This window comes from Congregibacter sp. (assembly GCF_045107095.1).
GTDB lineage: Bacteria > Pseudomonadota > Gammaproteobacteria > Pseudomonadales > Halieaceae > Congregibacter.
Map to the genome: position 1 here is coordinate 56132 of NZ_JBGCFU010000036.1, position 18747 is coordinate 74878.

At 55.4% G+C, this 18747-nt stretch carries 17 protein-coding genes; 6 read left to right on the plus strand and 11 right to left on the minus strand.

Annotated features, from left to right (window positions below; all coding sequences use genetic code 11):
• Positions 1 to 14: 14 nt before the first annotated feature.
• The 7 genes from AB8B76_RS06845 to metG form a co-directional block, all read right to left on the minus strand.
• Positions 15 to 728, minus strand: coding sequence for an electron transport complex subunit E (locus tag AB8B76_RS06845; RefSeq protein WP_405271272.1), 714 nt, complete (start codon positions 726 to 728; stop codon positions 15 to 17).
• Positions 725 to 1387: an electron transport complex subunit RsxG gene (rsxG, locus tag AB8B76_RS06850; protein ID WP_405271273.1), complete on the minus strand. Its 663-nt coding sequence runs from the start codon at positions 1385 to 1387 to the stop codon at positions 725 to 727. The genes AB8B76_RS06845 and rsxG overlap by 4 nt, the downstream gene beginning before the upstream one ends.
• On the minus strand, positions 1384 to 2412 hold the full coding sequence (rsxD, locus tag AB8B76_RS06855) for an electron transport complex subunit RsxD (protein WP_405271274.1): 1029 nt from the start codon (positions 2410 to 2412) through the stop codon (positions 1384 to 1386). Before rsxD ends, rsxG begins: the two co-directional genes overlap by 4 nt.
• Positions 2409 to 4121, minus strand: a complete 1713-nt coding sequence (rsxC, locus tag AB8B76_RS06860) for an electron transport complex subunit RsxC (RefSeq protein ID WP_405271275.1) — start codon at positions 4119 to 4121, stop codon at positions 2409 to 2411. Before rsxC ends, rsxD begins: the two co-directional genes overlap by 4 nt.
• On the minus strand, positions 4118 to 4726 hold the full coding sequence (rsxB, locus tag AB8B76_RS06865) for an electron transport complex subunit RsxB (RefSeq protein ID WP_405271276.1): 609 nt from the start codon (positions 4724 to 4726) through the stop codon (positions 4118 to 4120). Before rsxB ends, rsxC begins: the two co-directional genes overlap by 4 nt.
• Before the next feature lie 4 nt (positions 4727 to 4730).
• Positions 4731 to 5309: an electron transport complex subunit RsxA gene (rsxA, locus tag AB8B76_RS06870; protein WP_405271356.1), complete on the minus strand. Its 579-nt coding sequence runs from the start codon at positions 5307 to 5309 to the stop codon at positions 4731 to 4733.
• A 162-nt stretch (positions 5310 to 5471) separates the two neighbouring features.
• Positions 5472 to 7517, minus strand: coding sequence for a methionine--tRNA ligase (gene metG / locus AB8B76_RS06875; RefSeq protein WP_405271277.1), 2046 nt, complete (start codon positions 7515 to 7517; stop codon positions 5472 to 5474).
• Positions 7518 to 7649: 132 nt separating this feature from the next.
• Here metG and apbC point away from each other — a divergent pair, with 132 nt between their 5' ends.
• On the plus strand, positions 7650 to 8459 hold the full coding sequence (apbC, locus tag AB8B76_RS06880) for an iron-sulfur cluster carrier protein ApbC (RefSeq protein WP_405271278.1): 810 nt from the start codon (positions 7650 to 7652) through the stop codon (positions 8457 to 8459).
• Positions 8460 to 8470: 11 nt separating this feature from the next.
• Entirely contained in the window at positions 8471 to 9040 is a 570-nt protein-coding gene (gene dcd, locus AB8B76_RS06885; protein ID WP_405271280.1) for a dCTP deaminase, read from the plus strand.
• On the opposite strand, the gene AB8B76_RS06890 is transcribed toward dcd, so the two are convergent.
• The 3 genes from AB8B76_RS06890 to purM are packed head-to-tail and all read right to left on the minus strand — an operon-like array spanning position 9041 to position 11579.
• Complete coding sequence (locus AB8B76_RS06890; protein WP_405271281.1) at positions 9041 to 9865, minus strand: DUF3108 domain-containing protein; 825 nt, start codon at positions 9863 to 9865, stop codon at positions 9041 to 9043.
• On the minus strand, positions 9862 to 10536 hold the full coding sequence (gene purN, locus AB8B76_RS06895) for a phosphoribosylglycinamide formyltransferase (RefSeq protein ID WP_405271282.1): 675 nt from the start codon (positions 10534 to 10536) through the stop codon (positions 9862 to 9864). The genes AB8B76_RS06890 and purN overlap by 4 nt, the downstream gene beginning before the upstream one ends.
• Positions 10533 to 11579 (minus strand): phosphoribosylformylglycinamidine cyclo-ligase, encoded by a 1047-nt coding sequence (purM, locus tag AB8B76_RS06900; RefSeq protein ID WP_405271283.1) that lies wholly within the window; start codon positions 11577 to 11579, stop codon positions 10533 to 10535. Before purM ends, purN begins: the two co-directional genes overlap by 4 nt.
• A 116-nt stretch (positions 11580 to 11695) precedes the next feature.
• On the opposite strand from purM, the gene AB8B76_RS06905 reads away from it, so the two are divergent.
• From AB8B76_RS06905 to hda, 3 genes are read left to right on the plus strand one after another with little or no spacing between them, the layout of a single operon-like run.
• The gene (locus tag AB8B76_RS06905; RefSeq protein ID WP_405271284.1) at positions 11696 to 12775 is read left to right on the plus strand and encodes a DUF2066 domain-containing protein; all 1080 of its coding nucleotides are present in this window, start codon (positions 11696 to 11698) and stop codon (positions 12773 to 12775) included.
• Positions 12772 to 13899 carry an AI-2E family transporter gene (locus AB8B76_RS06910; RefSeq protein WP_405271285.1) on the plus strand — a complete coding sequence of 376 codons (1128 nt, stop codon included), beginning with the start codon at positions 12772 to 12774 and terminating at the stop codon, positions 13897 to 13899. Before AB8B76_RS06905 ends, AB8B76_RS06910 begins: the two co-directional genes overlap by 4 nt.
• Positions 13865 to 14593: a DnaA regulatory inactivator Hda gene (hda, locus tag AB8B76_RS06915; protein WP_405271286.1), complete on the plus strand. Its 729-nt coding sequence runs from the start codon at positions 13865 to 13867 to the stop codon at positions 14591 to 14593. Before AB8B76_RS06910 ends, hda begins: the two co-directional genes overlap by 35 nt.
• A gap of 10 nt (positions 14594 to 14603) precedes the next feature.
• Here the strand turns inward: hda and AB8B76_RS06920 are convergent, their stop codons facing one another.
• Positions 14604 to 15080: an Lrp/AsnC family transcriptional regulator gene (locus AB8B76_RS06920; protein WP_405271287.1), complete on the minus strand. Its 477-nt coding sequence runs from the start codon at positions 15078 to 15080 to the stop codon at positions 14604 to 14606.
• Positions 15081 to 15207: 127 nt separating this feature from the next.
• Between AB8B76_RS06920 and AB8B76_RS06925 the strand changes: the two genes are divergently transcribed.
• Positions 15208 to 18720 (plus strand): indolepyruvate ferredoxin oxidoreductase family protein, encoded by a 3513-nt coding sequence (locus tag AB8B76_RS06925; RefSeq protein WP_405271288.1) that lies wholly within the window; start codon positions 15208 to 15210, stop codon positions 18718 to 18720.
• Positions 18721 to 18747: the final 27 nt, after the last annotated feature.

Genomic DNA, 18747 nt, shown 5'->3' on the forward strand with positions numbered 1-18747 from the left:
AGCTAGTGACCCGGTTAACTGACGGTACCGGTAACTCGAACACGCTTGCTGCCCGTCTCCACGGGGGCCGCTCTCGCCGCGGCCCTGCGCTCAATTCCGCCATCAACAACGTTCTTCAATGCGATGATGAAACCGGTAAAGATAAATGCTCCGGGCGGCAAAATCGCCAGAAGGAACGGCTGGTAATTCTCAAAAGCTACGATTTTCCAGCTCACAGCTGATGCTCCAAACAATAAATCCATGTTGGCGAAAATCGCACCTGTTCCAGAAAGCTCCCGCAGTGCACCAAGGAGCAGCAAAATCAGCGTAAAACCAATGCCCATAATGAAGCCGTCGTACATGGCGGGGAGTACGGGGTTTTTCCGCGCAAAGCCATCAGCTCTACCAAGGATCACGCAATTGGTGGTGATCAAAGGTAAGAAAATCCCGAGTATCTCGTAGAGTTCATAACTGTAGGCCTGCATGAGTAGCTCAATACAGGTAACGGCCGCGGCAATAATCATGACGAAGGTAGGAAGTCGCACCGCATCAGACGTGACGTTGCGTATCAATGACACCGCGGTATTGGAGGTAATCAGTACAAAGCACGTTGCGATACCCAGGCCCAGTGCATTAACCACGCTTCCCGTTACCGCGAGGAGTGGGCAAAGTCCCAGCAGTTGAACAATCGCGGGGTTGTTCTTCCAGAGGCCGTTTATAGAAAGCTCACCGTAGTCGGCCTTGCTCATGGTGTGGACTCCTGCTCACTTGAGACTGTACCCAGCTCTTTCCCGAACAACGTGCTTCGGTTGTTCCGTGCATACTGCAGAACCCGGGCAGTGGCTTGGACAACTGCCCTGGGGGTAATCGTAGCTCCAGTGAACTGATCGAATTCACCACCATCTTTGCGCACCGTCCAGCCTTCTAATCCCGGGTTTCCAAGGGAGCGGCCCTTGAAGCTATCGATCCAGTTAGACTTTCTATGGTCGACCGCATCTCCCAGACCAGGTGTTTCGCGGTGCTGCAGGACGCGCACACCCGCGACGGATCCGTCGCGGTTTACACCCACGATGAGCTCTATTTCTCCGCTATATCCGTCCGGTGCTGTTGCGGGGATGAGCACGGCCGAGGGGACTCCTGAGCGTCTCGCAACGTAGATAGACTTGTCTTCGCGCAGCTGCAGGAAAGGGTCGTTAGTCGGCGCAAGGAGGCGATCATCAAGCATCGCATTGTCGTGACTGGCCCTTGGTATGATTTGTAGCAGCGCTTTCTCTTCAGCCGCTCTCTGAGCAGCGCTAATACGATCTTTGGTTCCCAGAAAGGTGCTCGCTACCAAGAGCGCGGTGAGCACGGCAAACCCCGCAAGGAGAAGGCTGTTACGCGTGATTGCCTGACGCAGCTCGTTCACGCCTTGGGGTCCCCGCGCTGACCGTACACCTTCGGTTGGGTGTAATTATCGATAAAAGGCGCAGCAAAGTTTGCAATAAGGACCGCGAAGGCTACGGCATCAGGGTAGTTACCTCGCACACGGATGGTGTAGATGAGGACCCCGATCATCGCGCCAAAGATCAGTCTCCCACGATTACTGACCGCCGACGATACGGGGTCCGTCAATATAAAAAATGCGCCGAACATCGTTGCGCCGCTAAACAAATGGAACAGCGGCGAGCCTCCGCTTGCGGAACTTCCCTCGTCATAAAACACAAGGGCGCAGAGGCTCAAGGCGATTAACATGGCTAGAGGTGCGTGCCAGGTAAACACTCGCTTGTAGAGTAAAAACAATCCACCAAGAAGGAAGGCCACGTTTGCTCCCGCCCAGCCTATCCCCTGAAAGGCTCCGAACTGAGGGTTCGCCGCGTATAGATCGCTTAGCAGCATCCCCTTGTTTTGACGCATAAGGTCCAGGGGGGTGGCCATGGTTTGCGCATCAAAGCTGCCCGGATTAAAGCAGGCGTTTAATGCCGCTAGTAAGCCGGGAACAGCTTCTCCCACGCCCAGCGGGGCGACCCATGTGCTCATTTGAAGAGGAAACGAAATCAGTAAAACAACATAGCCCACCATCGCGGGGTTAAAAGGGTTGTACCCCAATCCGCCATAGAGATGCTTTGCGATTAGAATGGAAAAACTTACGCCGATGACCAGCAGCCACCAAGGGGCGTAAGGCGGAAGAGCGATGCACAGAAGCGTGGAGGTGACCAAGGCACTGTAATCTGTCAAAAAGGGCTTTATGGGCTGCTTGCGCAAAAGTAGAGCCAGGCTTTCACAGAGCAGTGCTACCGCGCCACCAAACACGATGTTGACGATGATCCCAAAACCAAAGTAGTAGCTAAGGGCGAGGACGCCGGGCAGGGTTGCCAATAGCACCGTCCTCATCACAGTGCTGGTGCTCATGGGCCCATGAGCGTGCGGCGATGTTACGACGAGGAGACTCACGCGCTTTCCAACTCGCTCTGAAGATCAGCAAGCTTTTTTTCGGTAGTTGCGACGGCATTTTGGAGGGCGGTGGTGATGGCGGGGTCGTCGCCGTTGTCAGCCGCCAGTTTATCTCGGGCTTTGCCTAGTCGCGTTTCGATACGCGCAAGTTTTTCCTGTTGTTCCTGGCGTACTTGATTGTCGTCCTTTGGCGCTCGGGCCTGAGCCGCTTTGCGCGCCTGTGCTCTCTCAATAGCGGCTTGGATCGGATCGCCATCAGAAGCTTGATCTGCGGCTTTGGCAAGGGCCGCTCGTTTACGGGCCGCTCGTTTGGCTTCTTTCTCTTCCGCGGCTCTCGCCATACGTTCTTGTCGCGCTTCAAAGCGTAAACGAGCGTGATCAGCGCGTGCATTGTCGGCTTTCTGTTCGCGCACAGCTGCCTTGGATGCCCGGTAGTACTGCACCAGGGGAATATGGCTTGGACATACGTAGGAGCATGCACCACATTCGATGCAATCAAACAGGTGGTGCTCCTCCAAACGTTCATGGTTCTGGGAGCGTGCAAACCAGTAAAGCTGTTGCGGCAACAGGCGTGCAGGACAGGCTTCAGCACAAAGACCACAACGAATGCAGGCCGAAGCCTGGTCGGGTTCGGGAAGTTCCTTCGGCCCCGGTACCAACAGACAGTTTGTTGTCTTCACCACCGGGCATTGGTGATCACTCAGGGTCACTCCCATCATGGGGCCGCCCATAATGAGACGTTGCCGCGGTGCAGCCTCGTAGTCTGCTTCTGCGAGAAGATCCTCCATGGGCGTACCCAGAAGGACCTCGAAATTGCCTCGGTTTTTCGCAGACTTACCAGTGACTGTGGTGACGCGACTAACCAGAGGACGGCCGCGCTTAATGGCGTCGTGAACGGCGACGGCACTGCCGACGTTCTGACAAAGAATGCCGATGCTCACGGGTAGGCCGCCGCTTGGGACTTGCTTGCCCGTTAATATCTCTATTAGCTGCTTTTCACCACCGGACGGGTATTTGGTAGGAAAGCTTACGAGCTCTATGTCCTGGCGACCTTCAAGTGCTGTTTTAAAGGCTGTAATAGCTTCGGGCTTATTGTCTTCAATGCCGATGAGTATTTCTTTAGGGCGGGAGATGTATGCGAGGATCTCTGTGCCTGAAATGATGCTCTCGGCACGTTCACGCATCAGACAGTCATCCGCCGTAATGTAGGGCTCGCACTCGGTGCCGTTGGTGATCAGGGTTTCGACGGCATTGTTGGATTCTGTCGGCAGCTTTCGCGCCGTGGGGAAGCCCGCACCTCCCAATCCAGCAATACCCGCTTCAAAAATTTTTTCCACCAGAGCGCCCGGATCTACGCTGCGATAGTCGTCCAGGGGCTCGAGTTCTACCCAGCGGTCTTCCTGGTCACAGTCAATCACGAAGCAGGGCCCCTTCATTCCCGACGCGTGGGGAAGGGAGCGATCCTCGATGGCTGCAATGACGCCCGAAGTCGGCGCATGTACTGGCAGCCCGCTGAGATCGGTAAGTCGCTGACCACCTAAAACTACCTGCCCGGGTTCTACAATCGCCTTCGCGGGCGGGCCAATGTGTTGAGCCAGAGGCAGAATCAGCTGCGATGGGATTGCGGCTCGGCGAATATCTTCGCTATTTGAAAGCGTCTTTCGCTCCGGTGGGTAGATGCCTCCGTGGAAGTCGTAGACACGCCTCATGCGGCCTGTTCCTCGCCTGCATCTGTCGCAATGATCATTGGGCGGACGTCCGCCGTCGGCAAATCCCAGTGCCAGTTTGTGAGCGTTTTTGGGAGCGGAAGCATTTCTATGCAATCAACAGGGCAAGGATCCACACAGAGATCGCACCCTGTACACTCCGAGGCGATAACCGTATGCATTTGTTTGGCGGCCCCGAGGATGGCGTCTACCGGACAGGCTTGAATACATTTTGTACAGCCGATGCAGTCCTCTTCAATAATGAACGCCACCGTGGTTTCAGCTTCGGCGCCGTGCTCTGCATCCAGTGGAGTGGCTTCCACGTCCAGCAAGTCAGCAAGGGCCTGAATACCAGCCTCACCGCCCGGAGGGCATTTGTTGATACCTTCACCCGCGACAATAGCTTCTGCATATGGGCGGCAACCGGGATACCCGCATTGTCCGCACTGTGTTTGGGGCAGGATTGCATTAATCTGATCGGCAATGGGGTTGCCTTCGGCGCGGAAGCGAATAGACGCAAAGCCAAGGACAGACCCAAACACGAGGCCAAGGCCCAGCATTGCCAGTAGGGCAGCGACGAAAGGGTAGTTGCTGATAAGTTCAGACATGTCGCTATACGAGTCCCGCAAAACCCATAAATGCGAGGGACATCAATCCAGCCGTCACCATGCCAATCGCTGCGCCGGAGAACGGTGCGGGTACATCGGCAACCGCGATCCGCTCGCGCATTGCCGCAAACAAAATGAGCACCAGCGAGAAGCCCAAGGCGGCACCAAACCCGTACAACAGCGCTTCGATAAAGCTGTGACTCTTGTTGGTGTTAATTAGCGCCACCCCGAGTACTGCACAGTTTGTGGTAATGAGGGGGAGGTAGACACCGAGTACCCGGTGTAAAAGCGGGCTGGATTTGCGTACGACCATCTCGGTGAATTGCACAACGACCGCGATGACCAAAATAAATGAAATGGTTTTGAGGTAGCCAAGTCCTAAGGGCAGGAGGAGGTAATGATAGGTCAGGTGGCTGCATGCGGAGGCGAGGGTTAGTACAAAGGTGGTGGCCATGGACATGCCCATAGCCGTCTCCAGCTTATTAGACACGCCCATGAACGGGCACAATCCCAGGAACTGAACCAGTACGAAGTTGTTCACCAGAATCGCGCCAATCAGCAGCAGCGAGTAATCCGCCAGCATTTCCTCACCTAAAGCATTCAAGAATGCAGAATAGAAACTCACGAGACCCGCAAGCGTTATACAGGCCTACGCAACTCATGGGTAACTCAGCATCGCCATGGTAGGCAGAGTTCCCTTGATAAACAATGCGTTGGGGTAATTTACACCTCAGAGCTTTCGCCCCTAGGTAACCCGCATCCCGGGTGTCGCACCGCTATCTGGCGACAGCAGGTAAATCTCGCTATCACCTTCGCCGGCGGCCAGCACCATTCCCTCAGATACACCAAAGCGCATTTTTCGCGGCGCCAGATTCGCCACAACGACAGTCAGACGACCCACCAGCGTCGCCGGGTCGTAAGCGGCCTTGATACCGGAAAATACCTGCCGTTTGCCCATATCTCCCACATCCAGCTGCAGAGCCAGAAGCTTGTCGGCACCTTCTACCGCGACTGCTGACTCGATGCGCGCTATGCGCAAATCAACTTTCTGGAAGTCGCGGATATCCAGATGCTCTGCGTCTGACGTTCCGTCTTTGTCCTTCGGCTTTGGGGCTGTGCTCTTTGTTTCAGTCTTTTCAGCGGGAGCCTCTTCACGATTGCTCTCGACCATCTTTGTCACCAGCTTTGGATCGACACGCTGCATAAGCGGCTCGAAGGTCGCAAGCTCATGGTCGACTAGCAGGTCACCTACCTGACTCCAATCAAGACTGCAGCGCAAGTAGTTCGCGGCCCGTTCTGCCATGAGCGGCAGCACTGGCTGAAGGTAGATCATCAGGTGACGGAAACAGTTTATGCCGGTGGAGCAAACGAGCTGCACGTCCGCCGCTTGTTCTGGCTCCTTGGCCATGACCCAGGGCTTGTGTTGATCGATGTATTGATTTGCTCGATCCGCCAGCTCCATTATCAGCCGAATGGCTTTACTGAACTCTCGATCCTCATAGGCTTTGGCAATGCGATCACCGGCTTCAGCAAATGTTGCCAATAGCTCGGGTTCGCTGCAGTGATCGGACATGCGGTTGTCGAAATTTTTTCGCAGGAAGCCGGCACAGCGGCTCGCGATGTTAACGACCTTACCTACCACGTCTGAATTGACGCGCTGTACGAAGTCTTCGAGGTTTAGATCAATATCGTCAACGCCTGCACTGAGTTTTGCTGCAAAGTAGTAGCGCAGGTACTCGGCATCCAAATGCTCTAGATAGTGACTGGCATTGATGAATGTGCCTCGGCTTTTGGACATCTTGGTGCCGTCCACTGTGAGGAAGCCATGAACGAATACGCCGGTAGGTGTTCTCAGCTCGGCCGCGTGGAGCATGGCCGGCCAGAATAACCCGTGGAAGTTAATGATGTCTTTGCCCACAAAGTGGTAAAGCTCCGTGCCACCCCCCTGCTGCCAATAGTCATCAAAAGCTACGCCCGTGCGTTCGCAGTAGTTCTGGAAACTTCCCATGTAGCCGACGGGAGCATCCAGCCAAACATAAAAGTACTTGTCAGTTTCGCCCGGAATCTGGAAGCCGAAGTAGGGCGCATCCCTGCTGATGTCCCATTCCTGTAGCTCGCCGTCGGTCCACTCACGGAGTTTGTTCGCTACGGCATCCTGAAGGGTGCCCGAGGCGATCCATTCCTGAAGCATTTCCGTGAACATCGGCAATTTGAAGAAAAAATGCCTGGATTCTCGTTCTACCGGTGTGGCACCTGATAACGCCGACACCGGATCGATGAGTTCCGTGGGCGAGTAGGTTGCGCCACAGGACTCGCAATTGTCACCGTATTGGTCCGGTGTCTTGCACTTTGGGCAGGTTCCTTTAATGAACCTGTCAGCCAGAAAAAGCCCTTTTTCGGGATCGTACGCCTGTGTGATTTCGCGCTCGCTGATAGCGCCTGCGGCCTGAAGTCGCGCGTAGATCGTCTCTGACCACACGCGGGTTTCATCGGAATGGGTGCTGTAAAAGTTATCGAAGCTGATTGCGAAAGCATTGGAGGCGGACAGATGGTCTTTGTGAATGGCGTTGATCTGCTCTTCCGCGGTGATCCCTTGGCGTTCCGCACTGAGCATGATCGCGGTACCGTGGGCATCATCGGCACACACGTAGTGACATTCGTGGCCACGAGACCGTTGAAAGCGCACCCAGATATCGGTTTGTACCTGCTCAAGGATATGACCCAGATGAAGGGGGCCGTTGGCATAGGGTAGGGCGCTGGTGACGAGTATGCGCCGTTGTGATGAATTCATTGCGAAACAATCTGCGAGAAAAGGCGCGCTATCATAGCGATTGGCCCCGTCGATTTCACCTGCATTGATTGAGTGCACAGAAGGCAGTACCTATACTTGGCGCCTTTCTAATTTCAGGACAACGTTTCTGCTATGCAAGCAGTCAAACACATTATCGCGATCGCCTCGGGCAAAGGAGGGGTCGGGAAATCCACCACCGCGGTGAACCTGGCTCTGGCCTTGCGCTCCACCGGTGCGCGAGTGGGCCTACTTGATGCCGACATTTATGGTCCGAGCATTGCGCTAATGCTTGGCGTGGCGGACGGCACCCGCCCAGACAGTAGCGATGGAAAGACGCTGACCCCTATTTCGGCCCACGGTCTTCAGAGCATGTCTATGGCTTATCTTGCCAGCGAACGCACGCCGATGGTGTGGCGCGGACCCATGGCAGGCGGCGCGTTGATACAGATGCTCGAACAAACGAATTGGGGTGAGCTGGACTATCTGCTCATTGATATGCCCCCGGGTACGGGAGACATCCAACTGACGCTATCGCAAAAAGCGGCGCTTTCGGGCGCTGTGATCGTGACGACACCTCAGGACATCGCGTTACTTGATGCTCGCAAGGGCATCGAAATGTTTCGCAAGGTCAGTGTTCCGGTGCTCGGCGTGATCGAGAACATGTCCATGCACACATGCAGTAAGTGTGGCCACAGCGAGTCAATTTTTGGCGCGGATGGCGGACAACGTATTTCAAAAGAGTACAGTGTGGAGCTCCTCGCGAGCTTACCCCTGGATCGTGTTATCCGCGAGAATACCGACGCCGGGACACCTGTTGTCTTATCCGAGCCGACGAGCGAAGCTGCAAAGGCCTTCGCTGGGGCGGCTTTGGCGCTGCAGCATGCCCTGGAGGGTAGTGAGCCTTCAGAAGATTTTCCTACCATTAGTATCAGCGACGACTGACGGAACAGCTTATGAGTATTAAATCGGACAAGTGGATTCGCCGTATGGCGACGGAGCACGGCATGATCGAGCCTTTTGAGGCCGGGCAGGTGCGCAATGATGGCGATCGTGGAAAGGTGATTTCCTATGGCACGTCGAGCTACGGTTACGATGTGCGCTGCGCCGACGAGTTTCGCGTGTTTACCAACATTAACTCCGCCACTGTTGATCCCAAAGCCTTCGACGATGACAGCTTTGTGAACATTAGCAGCGACGTTTGTGTTATCCCCCCAAATTCGTTTGCTTTGGCGCGTACGGTGGAGTACTTCCGTATTCCCAGGAATGTGCTGACTATCTGCCTTGGAAAGTCCACCTACGCCCGCTGTGGCATCATCGTGAATGTCACGCCCCTGGAGCCCGAGTGGGAGGGGCATGTCACCCTCGAGTTTTCCAATACAACGACTTTGCCAGCGAAGATCTATGCGAATGAGGGCGTCGCTCAGATGCTGTTCTTTGAATCAGACGAAGTCTGTGAGGTCAGTTACAAAGATCGCGGCGGTAAGTATCAGGGACAAACAGGGGTGACGCTCCCCAGAGCCTGATTAGCTGCTGGAGCCCGTGACCGCCGTGCCTGAGAGGTTTGCGCTAATGAGGTTAGCGACGGTGGTTTTACCGTTATCGATATGTACCGTGCGGACCATCAGGTAATCCCATTCCGGCGCGATCCATACTCCGGACTGTCGCTCGGGGTCGTCGTGGTCACGCTCAAAATGCAGGGTGTTTACCCATCCCATGGGCGTTTCCAGTCGCTCCTCGCCCTGATAGGTAAGGCGATACTCTTTGACCTTGCGTCCATCAGCGACGTGAAAAAGCATGTCTTCCCGAGGTGTCGGATCGTTAAGCAGGGATAAGCGCAATTGCTCCTGCTGGCTCATGCGATCCAGAGTTTCTCCCGTCTTTGGCAACTCATACCACTCTTTCTTATACAAGCTTCGTATCACGCTGGAGCCTTTGTCGAAGTGCACTTCGCGGCGACGGCTTACGGGTCCACTGAGTTGATAGACGTAGGAGCGCGGCTGAATTTGGTCTTCGTCCAGGGTGAATACACTGACTTCACTGATGCCGGCGACCAACAGCTTGCCTTCACTGGTTAAGCGACAGTCACCATTGTCGTCCATGGATAAGCTGCGGCGAAGTTTGATGCTAAGACCTGACGTGGATGTTTTATAAACTGCGTCGTAAGGCGTGAGAGTTCGGTGGCTCTGGGTCTCAGCGGCAGATTCCTGGGCTGTGGCATTGCTAGCAATGAAACTCAATGCAAGACCCAATGCAACGGCGGCTCTTTTGGCCAATCCCCCGCAGTACGCTGCCGGCGACAAGTCGCTTTGGTACACCATGCTTCTTGATCCCCTGTCCATAATCGTCATGCGCGTGTCCCGTTGTTTGCGTTTGCCCCGGTCCTCGTCTCCCCATCATCCATAAATGACGGATCTTTCCAGACCTTCCCGTCGCGGAGCTCTACCTTCTTTTCCAAGCACCAACGAACAGCTTGGGGGTAAATTGCATGTTCCTGCACCTGTACGCGCGCCGCGAGGCTCTCGGCGTCGTCTTCCGGGAGGATCGGTACCTTCCCCTGCACGATGGTCGGACCTGCATCTAACTCCGGAATCACATAGTGCACAGTAGCGCCTGTTTCCCGGTCACCAGCGTCCAGTGCGCGCTGATGAGTGTTCAGTCCCGGGTATTTAGGCAACAGAGAGGGGTGAATGTTCAATAGCGAGCCGTAATATTCCCGAATAAAGCAATCGGTGAGTATTCGCATAAATCCCGCCAGCACTACGAAGTCGATGGACGCTCCGCGTAACTTTAGGAGCATCGCGTCCTCGAAGGCTTCCCGGTTCTCAAACTGGCGATGATCGATACAGCAGTGGGGTAAGCGCAGGTCTTTTGCTCGACCAAGAACCCCTGCATTGGGCACGTTACTGATGATCAGGCCTATAGATGCCGGAATTACAGCTTGTTCGCAGGCCTGAGCGATCGCAGCCATATTCGAGCCCGCGCCAGACGCCAGTATGGCAATGCGTCTGGAACTACTCATTCGCTGAAGGTAATGCCTTCGGCTCCCGCTACGATGTCACCGATCTGCCAGGCTCGCAGTTCATGGCCAGCGAGGACATCAATCGCGGAATCGACCTGATCCCTGGGAAGACACACGACCATGCCGACGCCGCAGTTGAAGGTTCGAAACATTTCGGTACGCTCGATGTTCCCTGCTTTGTGCAGCCACGTGAATACTGCGGGCCAATCCCAGCTTGCCGTGTCGATGTGTGCCGTTGTGTTGTCTGGCAACACTCGAGGAAGGTTTTCGAGGAGGCCGCCCCCCGTAATATGAGCCATCGCGTGAACATCGACCGTTTTGCGAAGAGCCAGCAGGGCTTTGCAATACAGTGTCGTGGGCTCCAGTAAGAGCTCTCCCAGCGTTTTGCCGCCCTCTTCGAGGGGCTCATCAAGGTCAGCTTGACTTCGTTCCAGTACGCTGCGGATCAGGGAATAACCGTTCGCGTGAGGCCCGCTACTGGCGATGGCCACTAAGGCATCTCCAGTGGCCACTGCGCTGCCGTCGATCACCTGGTCGCGCTCTACAACACCGACACAGAAGCCTGCAAGATCGTAATCGCCTTCGCTGTACATGCCGGGCATTTCAGCGGTTTCGCCTCCAACTAAAGCACAGCCAGAAAGCTCACAGCCTTTGGCGATGCCGCGAACCACATCCGTGGCGACGTCGAGGTCGAGCTTTCCAGTTGCGTAATAGTCGAGGAAGAACAGGGGTTCAGCGCCGCTCACGGCGATGTCGTTGGCACACATGGCGACGAGATCGATGCCAATATGTTTATGTCGATTGAGTTCGATGGCCAAACGTAATTTGGTGCCCACGCCATCTGTGCCGGAGACTAAAAGTGGCTCCCGATATCCCGCGGGCAGTGCGCACAGTGCTCCAAAACCTCCCAATCCGCCCATGACTTCGGGTCGTCGGGTGCGGTCGACGGCGTCGCGGATACGCCCCACTAGCGCGTTGCCCTTATCAATATCCACACCCGCATCGCGGTAAGTGAGAGGCGTATTGTGTTCGTTTTCTGACATGACTGATGGCCGGGATAAAGACGAGCGCGCAGTGTAGCGCCCCGTGCCCGTCAGTAAAGAGCGAGAGCTGTTAATGTCGCTGCAAAAGACGCGGCGCGCGCTGCTACAATGGCGTTATGTCACGACTTCCATTTCAACGCTCTTTGACGCGTGCGCTCTTTGGCTGCTTCCTCTGCATCAGCCTGCTGTGGGCCGCGTCTGCGCAGGCTGAGTTAGTGGATGATATCTACGGAGCGCGAATCCTTGTCCAGGGAAGAGACGCAAGTGCCCTGTCGGCGGCGCGCAAGGCGGGCCTTGCGGAGGTGGTGATAAAGGCATCGGGGAATCCTGAAGCGATCGAACGGCCTGAGGTCTTGAAAGCTCTTGAGGATGCTCAAGGCTACCTTCTGGGCTACAGCTATGAAGAGAGCGCCCAAGGTGATTTGTTAATCCGTCTTGAGTACGACGAGCAGGCGGTGCACAAGCTCCTGGGCGATGCAGATCTGCGCCTCTGGACCGCAAACAGGCCTTTGGTGCTCACTTGGCTAGTTATCAGCGATGGCAGTGGACGTCGGTTTGCTTCGATGGAAGCGGCACCTGAGGTCGACGCTCTGCTCCGGGATAGTTTTCAGCGCCGTGGCGTGCCCCTGCAAACGCCCCTCTATGACCTTTCGGATACTGCTGCGATTTCGCCCGGGGAGGCTTGGCGACAATCTTCCTCAGCGTTAATTGACGCCTCGGATCGCTACCGCGGTGCCCAGTTGTTGGCTGGGCGGGTGGCCCGTTTGTCGGATGGCAGTTGGGTAGGAGACTGGCGGTATTTGGACAATGGTCGTTGGCGGAGCCGCTCTAGCGCCGCCGACAGCCTCCAGAGCTTCACAAATGCGGGAGCAGAACTGGTGGCGGCGACTCTGGCTGAACAGTATGGAGTGACGCTCAGTGCCAAAAACAGTGCCGAAAGCGACGAACGCTATCAGATCGTGCTCCGTGGCATCCGGGCTTACGAGGATTACCGGGCTTTGCAGGAAGCACTTGGGTCGCTTGAGGCAGTGCGCTCAGTGGTACCTGAAAGTCTTATTGGGGATCAAGTGAGCATGCGGGTAGAAGCAGAGACCGATTTACAGCAGCTGGCGCGAATTATTGAGTTGGATGGCCGATTTGTTCCGCTACCGAGGGAGCCCGGACAGGACGGCTTGTCCTATGAATGGATACCATGAGCGATAACCCAACTGAGTTTGATACCAAAGCGGAAATACCGGTCAATCGTTGGCCGCTCGTGTTCGCTGTTTTTGCGGTCATCGCACTGCTCTTTTATCTCCTGCAACCGATCTTGCTGCCCTTTGTCCTCGGAGCATTGACCGGCTACCTGGGCGACCCTCTTGTAGATCGTGTCGAAGAAAGGGGAGGGAGCCGAACCTTCGGCGTCATTTTGGTGTTCTTGTTTTTCACCAGCCTTTCGTTGCTGGCCTTATTTTTTGCCGTGCCCGTGTTGCTTCAGCAACTGGATGGTTTGGTGGGGCGGATTCCGTTGGTATACGCCTGGTTAAGGGATGTAGCGATCCCCTGGCTCCAGTCGCGGACTCTGGTCACTGGTGCAAGCCTTCCGCAGATTGATTGGTCGGCGCAATTACTTGAAAACTGGCAGTCCCTGGGTAAAGTTACCGCGAGCACTATCTCCCGTGTTACCGGTTCTGGTCTGGGACTCCTTCTGGGCCTCGCAAATATTGCTCTGGTTCCCGTCGTCGCTTTTTATTTGATGCGGGATTGGGACGACATCGCAGAGCGTGTTTTGCGACTGATGCCTAAAGCGTGGCAAGCCGGCACCTTACAAATGGTCAGCGAAGCTGATGAAGTGGTCGGTGCCTTTCTTCGCGGTCAGTTCATTGTTATGTGCGCGCTGGGCGCTCTCTACGCTGGGGGGCTCTACGTCGTTGGTTTGGAGCTTGCACTTCTTCTTGGGCTCATAGCTGGCCTCGCAAGCATCGTTCCGTATCTGGGGTTCATGGTAGGAATCACGGCTTCCTTGGTAGCTGCATGGCTGCAATTTCACGAGCCGCTGCCCTTGTTTTACGTTGCGATAGTTTTTGGAATTGGGCAACTGATCGAAAGCATGGTGCTCACACCAGTGCTGGTTGGTGACCGGATTGGACTGCATCCTGTGATGGTGATTTTTGCGTTGATGGCCGGGGGGCAGCTCGCGGGATTTGTAGGAGTGGTTGTGGCTTTACCGGTGGCGGCGGTGATTAAAGTGTTTGCGAGCCATGCGCTTGTGCACTATCGCAATAGCGCGATTTATTCAGGACTTGATGACGGCGACGATGGCTCGGGCGATGGTCTCTGAGACGATAGCCGCCTTGGATAGTTCTCCACAGCTCGCGCTAAAGATTGGACTACGGGACGAGGCGACCTTCGAGAATTTTTGTGCTCGAGAGTCTCTCGCGCCCTTGTTGGACAGTATGGCTAATCCTTTTTCAGAGCCGCTGCAGTTCATTCACGGCAGTGCGGGCGAAGGCAAAAGCCATCTTTTACAAGCCTTGTGTCACGCGACGGAAGATGCGCTTTATCTCCCCCTCGCTGACTTGCATGGGATGCCGCCAGGAGAGCTTTTTCAGGATTTGGAGTCCGCGGCCATATTGGCGCTGGATAGCCTGGAGCTTGTCGCCGGGCAGCCGGAGTGGGAAGAAGCACTGTTTCACTTGGTCAACCGTGCTCGAGCGGCAAATTGTCCGCTTTGGGTGGCGGCGCGGCGTCCCGCAATGGATATGATTCGGCTTCCGGATCTCAGCTCGCGGCTTGCGGGGGGGGTTACCTGGGCGATAGCCGCATCTTCGGATGAAGAAAAGCTGCGAGTTTTACAGTTTCGCGCGGAGCGTCGCGGTCTTAAGCTTCCTCAAGCGGTGGCGGTGTATCTGTGCTCGCGGCAGGCGAGGGCGCTAACAGATCTCATGGAAGCCCTTGATCGCCTGGATCTCGCCTCGCTGCAACTGCAGCGGCCGCTGACGGTGCCGTTAGTTCGCGAAGTGATGGGCTGGTAAGTATTGCGATTCAGCCCTGTGTTTGCAGAGGCAATGACGTACTGTTTTTGATTTCGGTCACTGCCATGTGTGAATGCAATTCCCGAAGGTCTGGATTGGCGCTCAATGTCTCCCGCACAAACTGCTCGTAGTGGCGCACATCACGCGTAACGATTTTCAAAAGGTAGTCCCAGATTCCCGTCATGGTGTAGCACTCGATAACTTCGGGGTAGCGGACTATGTCCTCTTCAAAGCTGAGTAGGTTTTGGCGGCCGGTGGCTGTGAGATTGACCGTGGCAAACACGACAACATCCATACCCAGAGCCTGCCGATCCAACAGTGCGACGCGCTCACGGATCAGTCCTCGCTCCTCGAGCCGGCTAATTCGTCGCCAACAGGGAGACTGAGAGAGATTTACCCGCTCGGCGATGGCGGCGGTACTCAAACTACAGTCGTTCTGAAGTAAGTCGAGAATCGCCAAATCTGTACTATCCAGTTTTTCAGACATTATCATGCGCTTTTCTAGTATATGCCGCATATTTTATCTAAAAAAGCAAAGAGTCGACAGTTAAATAGCATAGTAAATTCTTTTATTTCCCTTAGAATTTTCGAGCATAAAAAAGCAGGGTTCACCAATGGCTAACCAGACTGTTCACGGCTCAAAAAAGCTCAGGCAAGACATCAGCTTGGACGACAAATATGCCCTTGATGTTGATCGGGCTTACATGACCGGCATCGAGGCGCTTGTGCGCTTACCGATGCTCCAGCATCAGCGTGATCAGCAGCGTGGGCTCAATACAGCGGCCTTTGTATCTGGTTATCGCGGATCCCCTCTCGGAGGCGTTGATCAGGCTTTTTGGAAAGCCCGTCGCTGGCTTGAGCCGCACAACGTGCACTTTCAGCCGGGAATTAACGAGGAGCTTGCCGCTACGGCAGTATGGGGAAGCCAGCAAACTAACCTTTTTTCTGGTGCGCGCTACGACGGCGTGTTCTCCATGTGGTACGGCAAGGGGCCAGGCGTGGACCGCAGTATGGATGTGTTCAAGCACGCCAATGCGGCGGGCACATCCAAATTTGGTGGCGTCCTCGCCGTGGCTGGTGACGACCATGCCTGCAAGTCTTCGACTCTGCCCCACCAGTCCGAGCACGACTTTATCGCCGCATCTATTCCTGTCCTTAGCCCTTCGAATGTTCAGGAGGTCTTGGACCTTGGGGTTTATGGCTGGGAACTGTCGCGCTACTCGGGCTGCTGGGTAGCGCTCAAAGCGATTACCGAGAATATGGACTCGGCGATTTCGGCAGATCTGGACGCCTCACGAATTCAGGTCGTTATTCCCGAGGGCTTTGAATTGCCCGAGGGAGGCGTGCATGCGCGCTGGCCTGATCAGCCCATGGAGCAGGAAGAGCGTCTCAACCGTTACAAAATCTACGCGGCTCGCGAGTTTGCAAGGGCGAACGGCCTGAACAAGATTGTTCTGGACAGCCCCAAGGCGCGCTTCGGCATTATCACCTCAGGCAAAGCCTACCTGGACGTCATGCAGGCTCTGGACGACATGGGTATCAGTACGGCGGTTGCGGCTGAGATTGGTTTGCGCGTCTACAAGGTGGGTATGCCTTGGCCTTTAGAGCCGCAGGCGACACACGATTTCGCCGACGGTCTGGAGGAAATCCTTGTCGTTGAAGAAAAACGTTCGATCATCGAGGACCAGCTCACCGGACAGCTTTACAACTACCCCGTGGCGGCGCGCCCACGTGTGATCGGTGAGTTTGATGAGACGGGCAAAGATCTCTTGCCTAACCTTGGTGAGCTCACTCCCGCGAAGGTCGCACTCGCGGTTGCCTCGCGCATAAGACGCTTTTATCACTCGACCGTGATGGACGAGCGTATCCGATGGATCGAGAGTAAGGAGCTGTCGCTGGCGCGTCCTGCAGAAGTCGCAGAACGGGTTCCGCATTTTTGCTCCGGGTGTCCCCACAATACGTCAACACAATTGCCCGATGGTAGCCGAGCAATGGGCGGGATTGGATGTCACTACATGGCGACCTGGATGCCTGATCGCCCCACGTTGACCTTCACGCAAATGGGAGGTGAAGGCGTTACATGGATAGGTCAGGCTCCGTTTACGGATACCGACCACGTGTTCCAGAACCTGGGTGACGGCACCTATTTTCATTCCGGTATTCTCGCCGTGCGTGCCGCCGTAGCCTCCGGCGTAAATATCACCTACAAAATTCTTTATAACGATGCGGTAGCTATGACCGGCGGTCAGCCCATCGACGGCTCTCTGTCAGTGCCTGATTTGTTGAAGCAACTTCACGGTGAGGGCGTGCAGCGCATTGCACTAGTCAGCGACGAACCCGCGCAGTGGCGCGGTCACTTGCCGGCGGTAGGCGGACTGAGCCTGCATCATCGAGATGAAATGGACGCTTTGCAGCGTGAGCTGCGTGAGGTCCCCGGGGCGACAGTGATTGTCTATCAGCAGACCTGTGCCGCAGAAAAGCGTCGACGCCGAAAGAAGGGCAGTATTGAAGATCCGGCTAAGCGCTTATTTATCAATGATGCCGTTTGCGAGGGCTGTGGAGACTGCTCCGTAAAATCCAACTGCCTCTCTATCGTGCCAAAAGAAACTGAACTCGGTCGCAAACGCCAGATAGATCAAAGCGCCTGCAACAAAGACTACAGCTGCAATCGCGGGTTCTGCCCTAGCTTTGTAACGGTTACCGGTGGCGGCTTGCGTAAGCCAAACCGCGTAGACACAACGCAGATGATGTTTGACCCACTTCCCGAGCCTCAGCTTCCGGATCTAAACGACCGCCCTTGGAACACGGTGGTCACGGGCGTAGGCGGAACCGGGGTGTTAACGATCACGTCGCTGGTAGCCATGGCGGCACACATCGAAGGCAAGGGATGCGCCACGATGAATCAGACCGGATTAGCCCAAAAGTTCGGCGCGGTGGTGTCGCATGTGCGTGTTGCCAATGATCAGGACGACATCATGGCAGTGCGGATACCCGCCGGTGAAGCCGATTTGTTGCTGGGCTGCGACCTGGTTGTGACAACTACTTATGAGGCGATGGGCAAGGTGGCGCACGGACGTACCCACGCCGTAGTGAACGATGCGGAGGTGCCCACGGCAAGTTTTATACTCAACCCCGATGCACGTTTTCCCACGAATACGATGAAACAGAGAGTGCTCGAGGAAGTGGGCGATGTGGATTGCCATTTTCTGGATTCCAGTCGCATAGCGACTGCGCTGATGGGTGACACGATCGCCAGCAACCTGTTTCTTTTGGGCTACGCCTGGCAAAGAGGTCTGGTGCCTGTATCGGCGGCATCCCTGGAGCGAGCGATTGAGCTAAATGGCGTAGCCGTAGATTTTAACAAGCAGGCCTTTGTGTACGGCCGTCGCTATGCCAATCGTCCTGAACAGGTACTTGCTCTCCTCCCGGAAAAGACGGCGCTCGCCCAGCTTTCCACAGCGGAGCTCATTGAAGATCGCGCGGCGCGTCTCGTGGACTATCAGGATGCGGGCTACGCGCAACGTTATCGCGACATATTGAAGGCGGTGCAGTTGGTGGATCAGCGTGGTGAGAGTGAGAACTCTCTAACCGCAACCGCTGCAAAGTCTCTTTACAAGCTGATGGCTTACAAGGACGAGTATGAAGTTGCCAGACTTTATAGCGATCCGGCATTTTTAGCCAAAGTGGCGGCAAAGTTCGAAGGTGACTACACCCTCCATTTTAACATGGCCCCGCCTTTGTTGAGTAAGCGCGATCCTCACTCTGGTGAGCTTCAGAAAACTGAGTTTGGACCGTGGATGCTAACGGCATTCCGCTTTCTAGCGCCGCTTAGACGCTTCCGTGGAACCGCTTTGGACGTGTTTGGTTATACAGCCGAACGCCGTCAAGAGCGGCAGGATATTAAAGATTATGAGTCTCTTCTCGTGTCACTGAATCCTCACATGATGAATGCGAAAGCTAACTCAGAGTATGAGTTGCTCCGCGAACTGTTGGCCTTGCCTCAGCAGCTGCGAGGCTTTGGTCATGTGAAAGACCGGAATCGCGAGCAATTGGCACTGCGCCAATCAACCTTGCTGACTCGTTTAGAAGGGCAGGAAGACATCGTCCAGATCGTTGAGGCGGCTTAAACGTCGTCAAGGCACTCTAATAATAAG

What these genes read in the sequence shown, in the direction of transcription:
- AB8B76_RS06845 (WP_405271272.1), bottom strand. Translation starts at nt 728, where the DNA reads ATGAGCAAGGCCGACTACGGTGAGCTTTCTATAAACGGCCTCTGGAAG.
- rsxC (WP_405271275.1), bottom strand. Translation starts at nt 4,121, where the DNA reads ATGAGGCGTGTCTACGACTTCCACGGAGGCATCTACCCACCGGAGCGA.
- rsxB (WP_405271276.1), bottom strand. Translation starts at nt 4,726, where the DNA reads ATGTCTGAACTTATCAGCAACTACCCTTTCGTCGCTGCCCTACTGGCA.
- rsxA (WP_405271356.1), bottom strand. Translation starts at nt 5,309, where the DNA reads ATGCTGGCGGATTACTCGCTGCTGCTGATTGGCGCGATTCTGGTGAAC.
- metG (WP_405271277.1), bottom strand. Translation starts at nt 7,517, where the DNA reads ATGAATTCATCACAACGGCGCATACTCGTCACCAGCGCCCTACCCTAT.
- apbC (WP_405271278.1), top strand. Translation starts at nt 7,650, where the DNA reads ATGCAAGCAGTCAAACACATTATCGCGATCGCCTCGGGCAAAGGAGGG.
- dcd (WP_405271280.1), top strand. Translation starts at nt 8,471, where the DNA reads ATGAGTATTAAATCGGACAAGTGGATTCGCCGTATGGCGACGGAGCAC.
- AB8B76_RS06890 (WP_405271281.1), bottom strand. Translation starts at nt 9,865, where the DNA reads ATGACGATTATGGACAGGGGATCAAGAAGCATGGTGTACCAAAGCGAC.
- purN (WP_405271282.1), bottom strand. Translation starts at nt 10,536, where the DNA reads ATGAGTAGTTCCAGACGCATTGCCATACTGGCGTCTGGCGCGGGCTCG.
- purM (WP_405271283.1), bottom strand. Translation starts at nt 11,579, where the DNA reads ATGTCAGAAAACGAACACAATACGCCTCTCACTTACCGCGATGCGGGT.
- AB8B76_RS06905 (WP_405271284.1), top strand. Translation starts at nt 11,696, where the DNA reads ATGTCACGACTTCCATTTCAACGCTCTTTGACGCGTGCGCTCTTTGGC.
- AB8B76_RS06910 (WP_405271285.1), top strand. Translation starts at nt 12,772, where the DNA reads ATGAGCGATAACCCAACTGAGTTTGATACCAAAGCGGAAATACCGGTC.
- hda (WP_405271286.1), top strand. Translation starts at nt 13,865, where the DNA reads ATGACGGCGACGATGGCTCGGGCGATGGTCTCTGAGACGATAGCCGCC.
- AB8B76_RS06920 (WP_405271287.1), bottom strand. Translation starts at nt 15,080, where the DNA reads ATGTCTGAAAAACTGGATAGTACAGATTTGGCGATTCTCGACTTACTT.
- AB8B76_RS06925 (WP_405271288.1), top strand. Translation starts at nt 15,208, where the DNA reads ATGGCTAACCAGACTGTTCACGGCTCAAAAAAGCTCAGGCAAGACATC.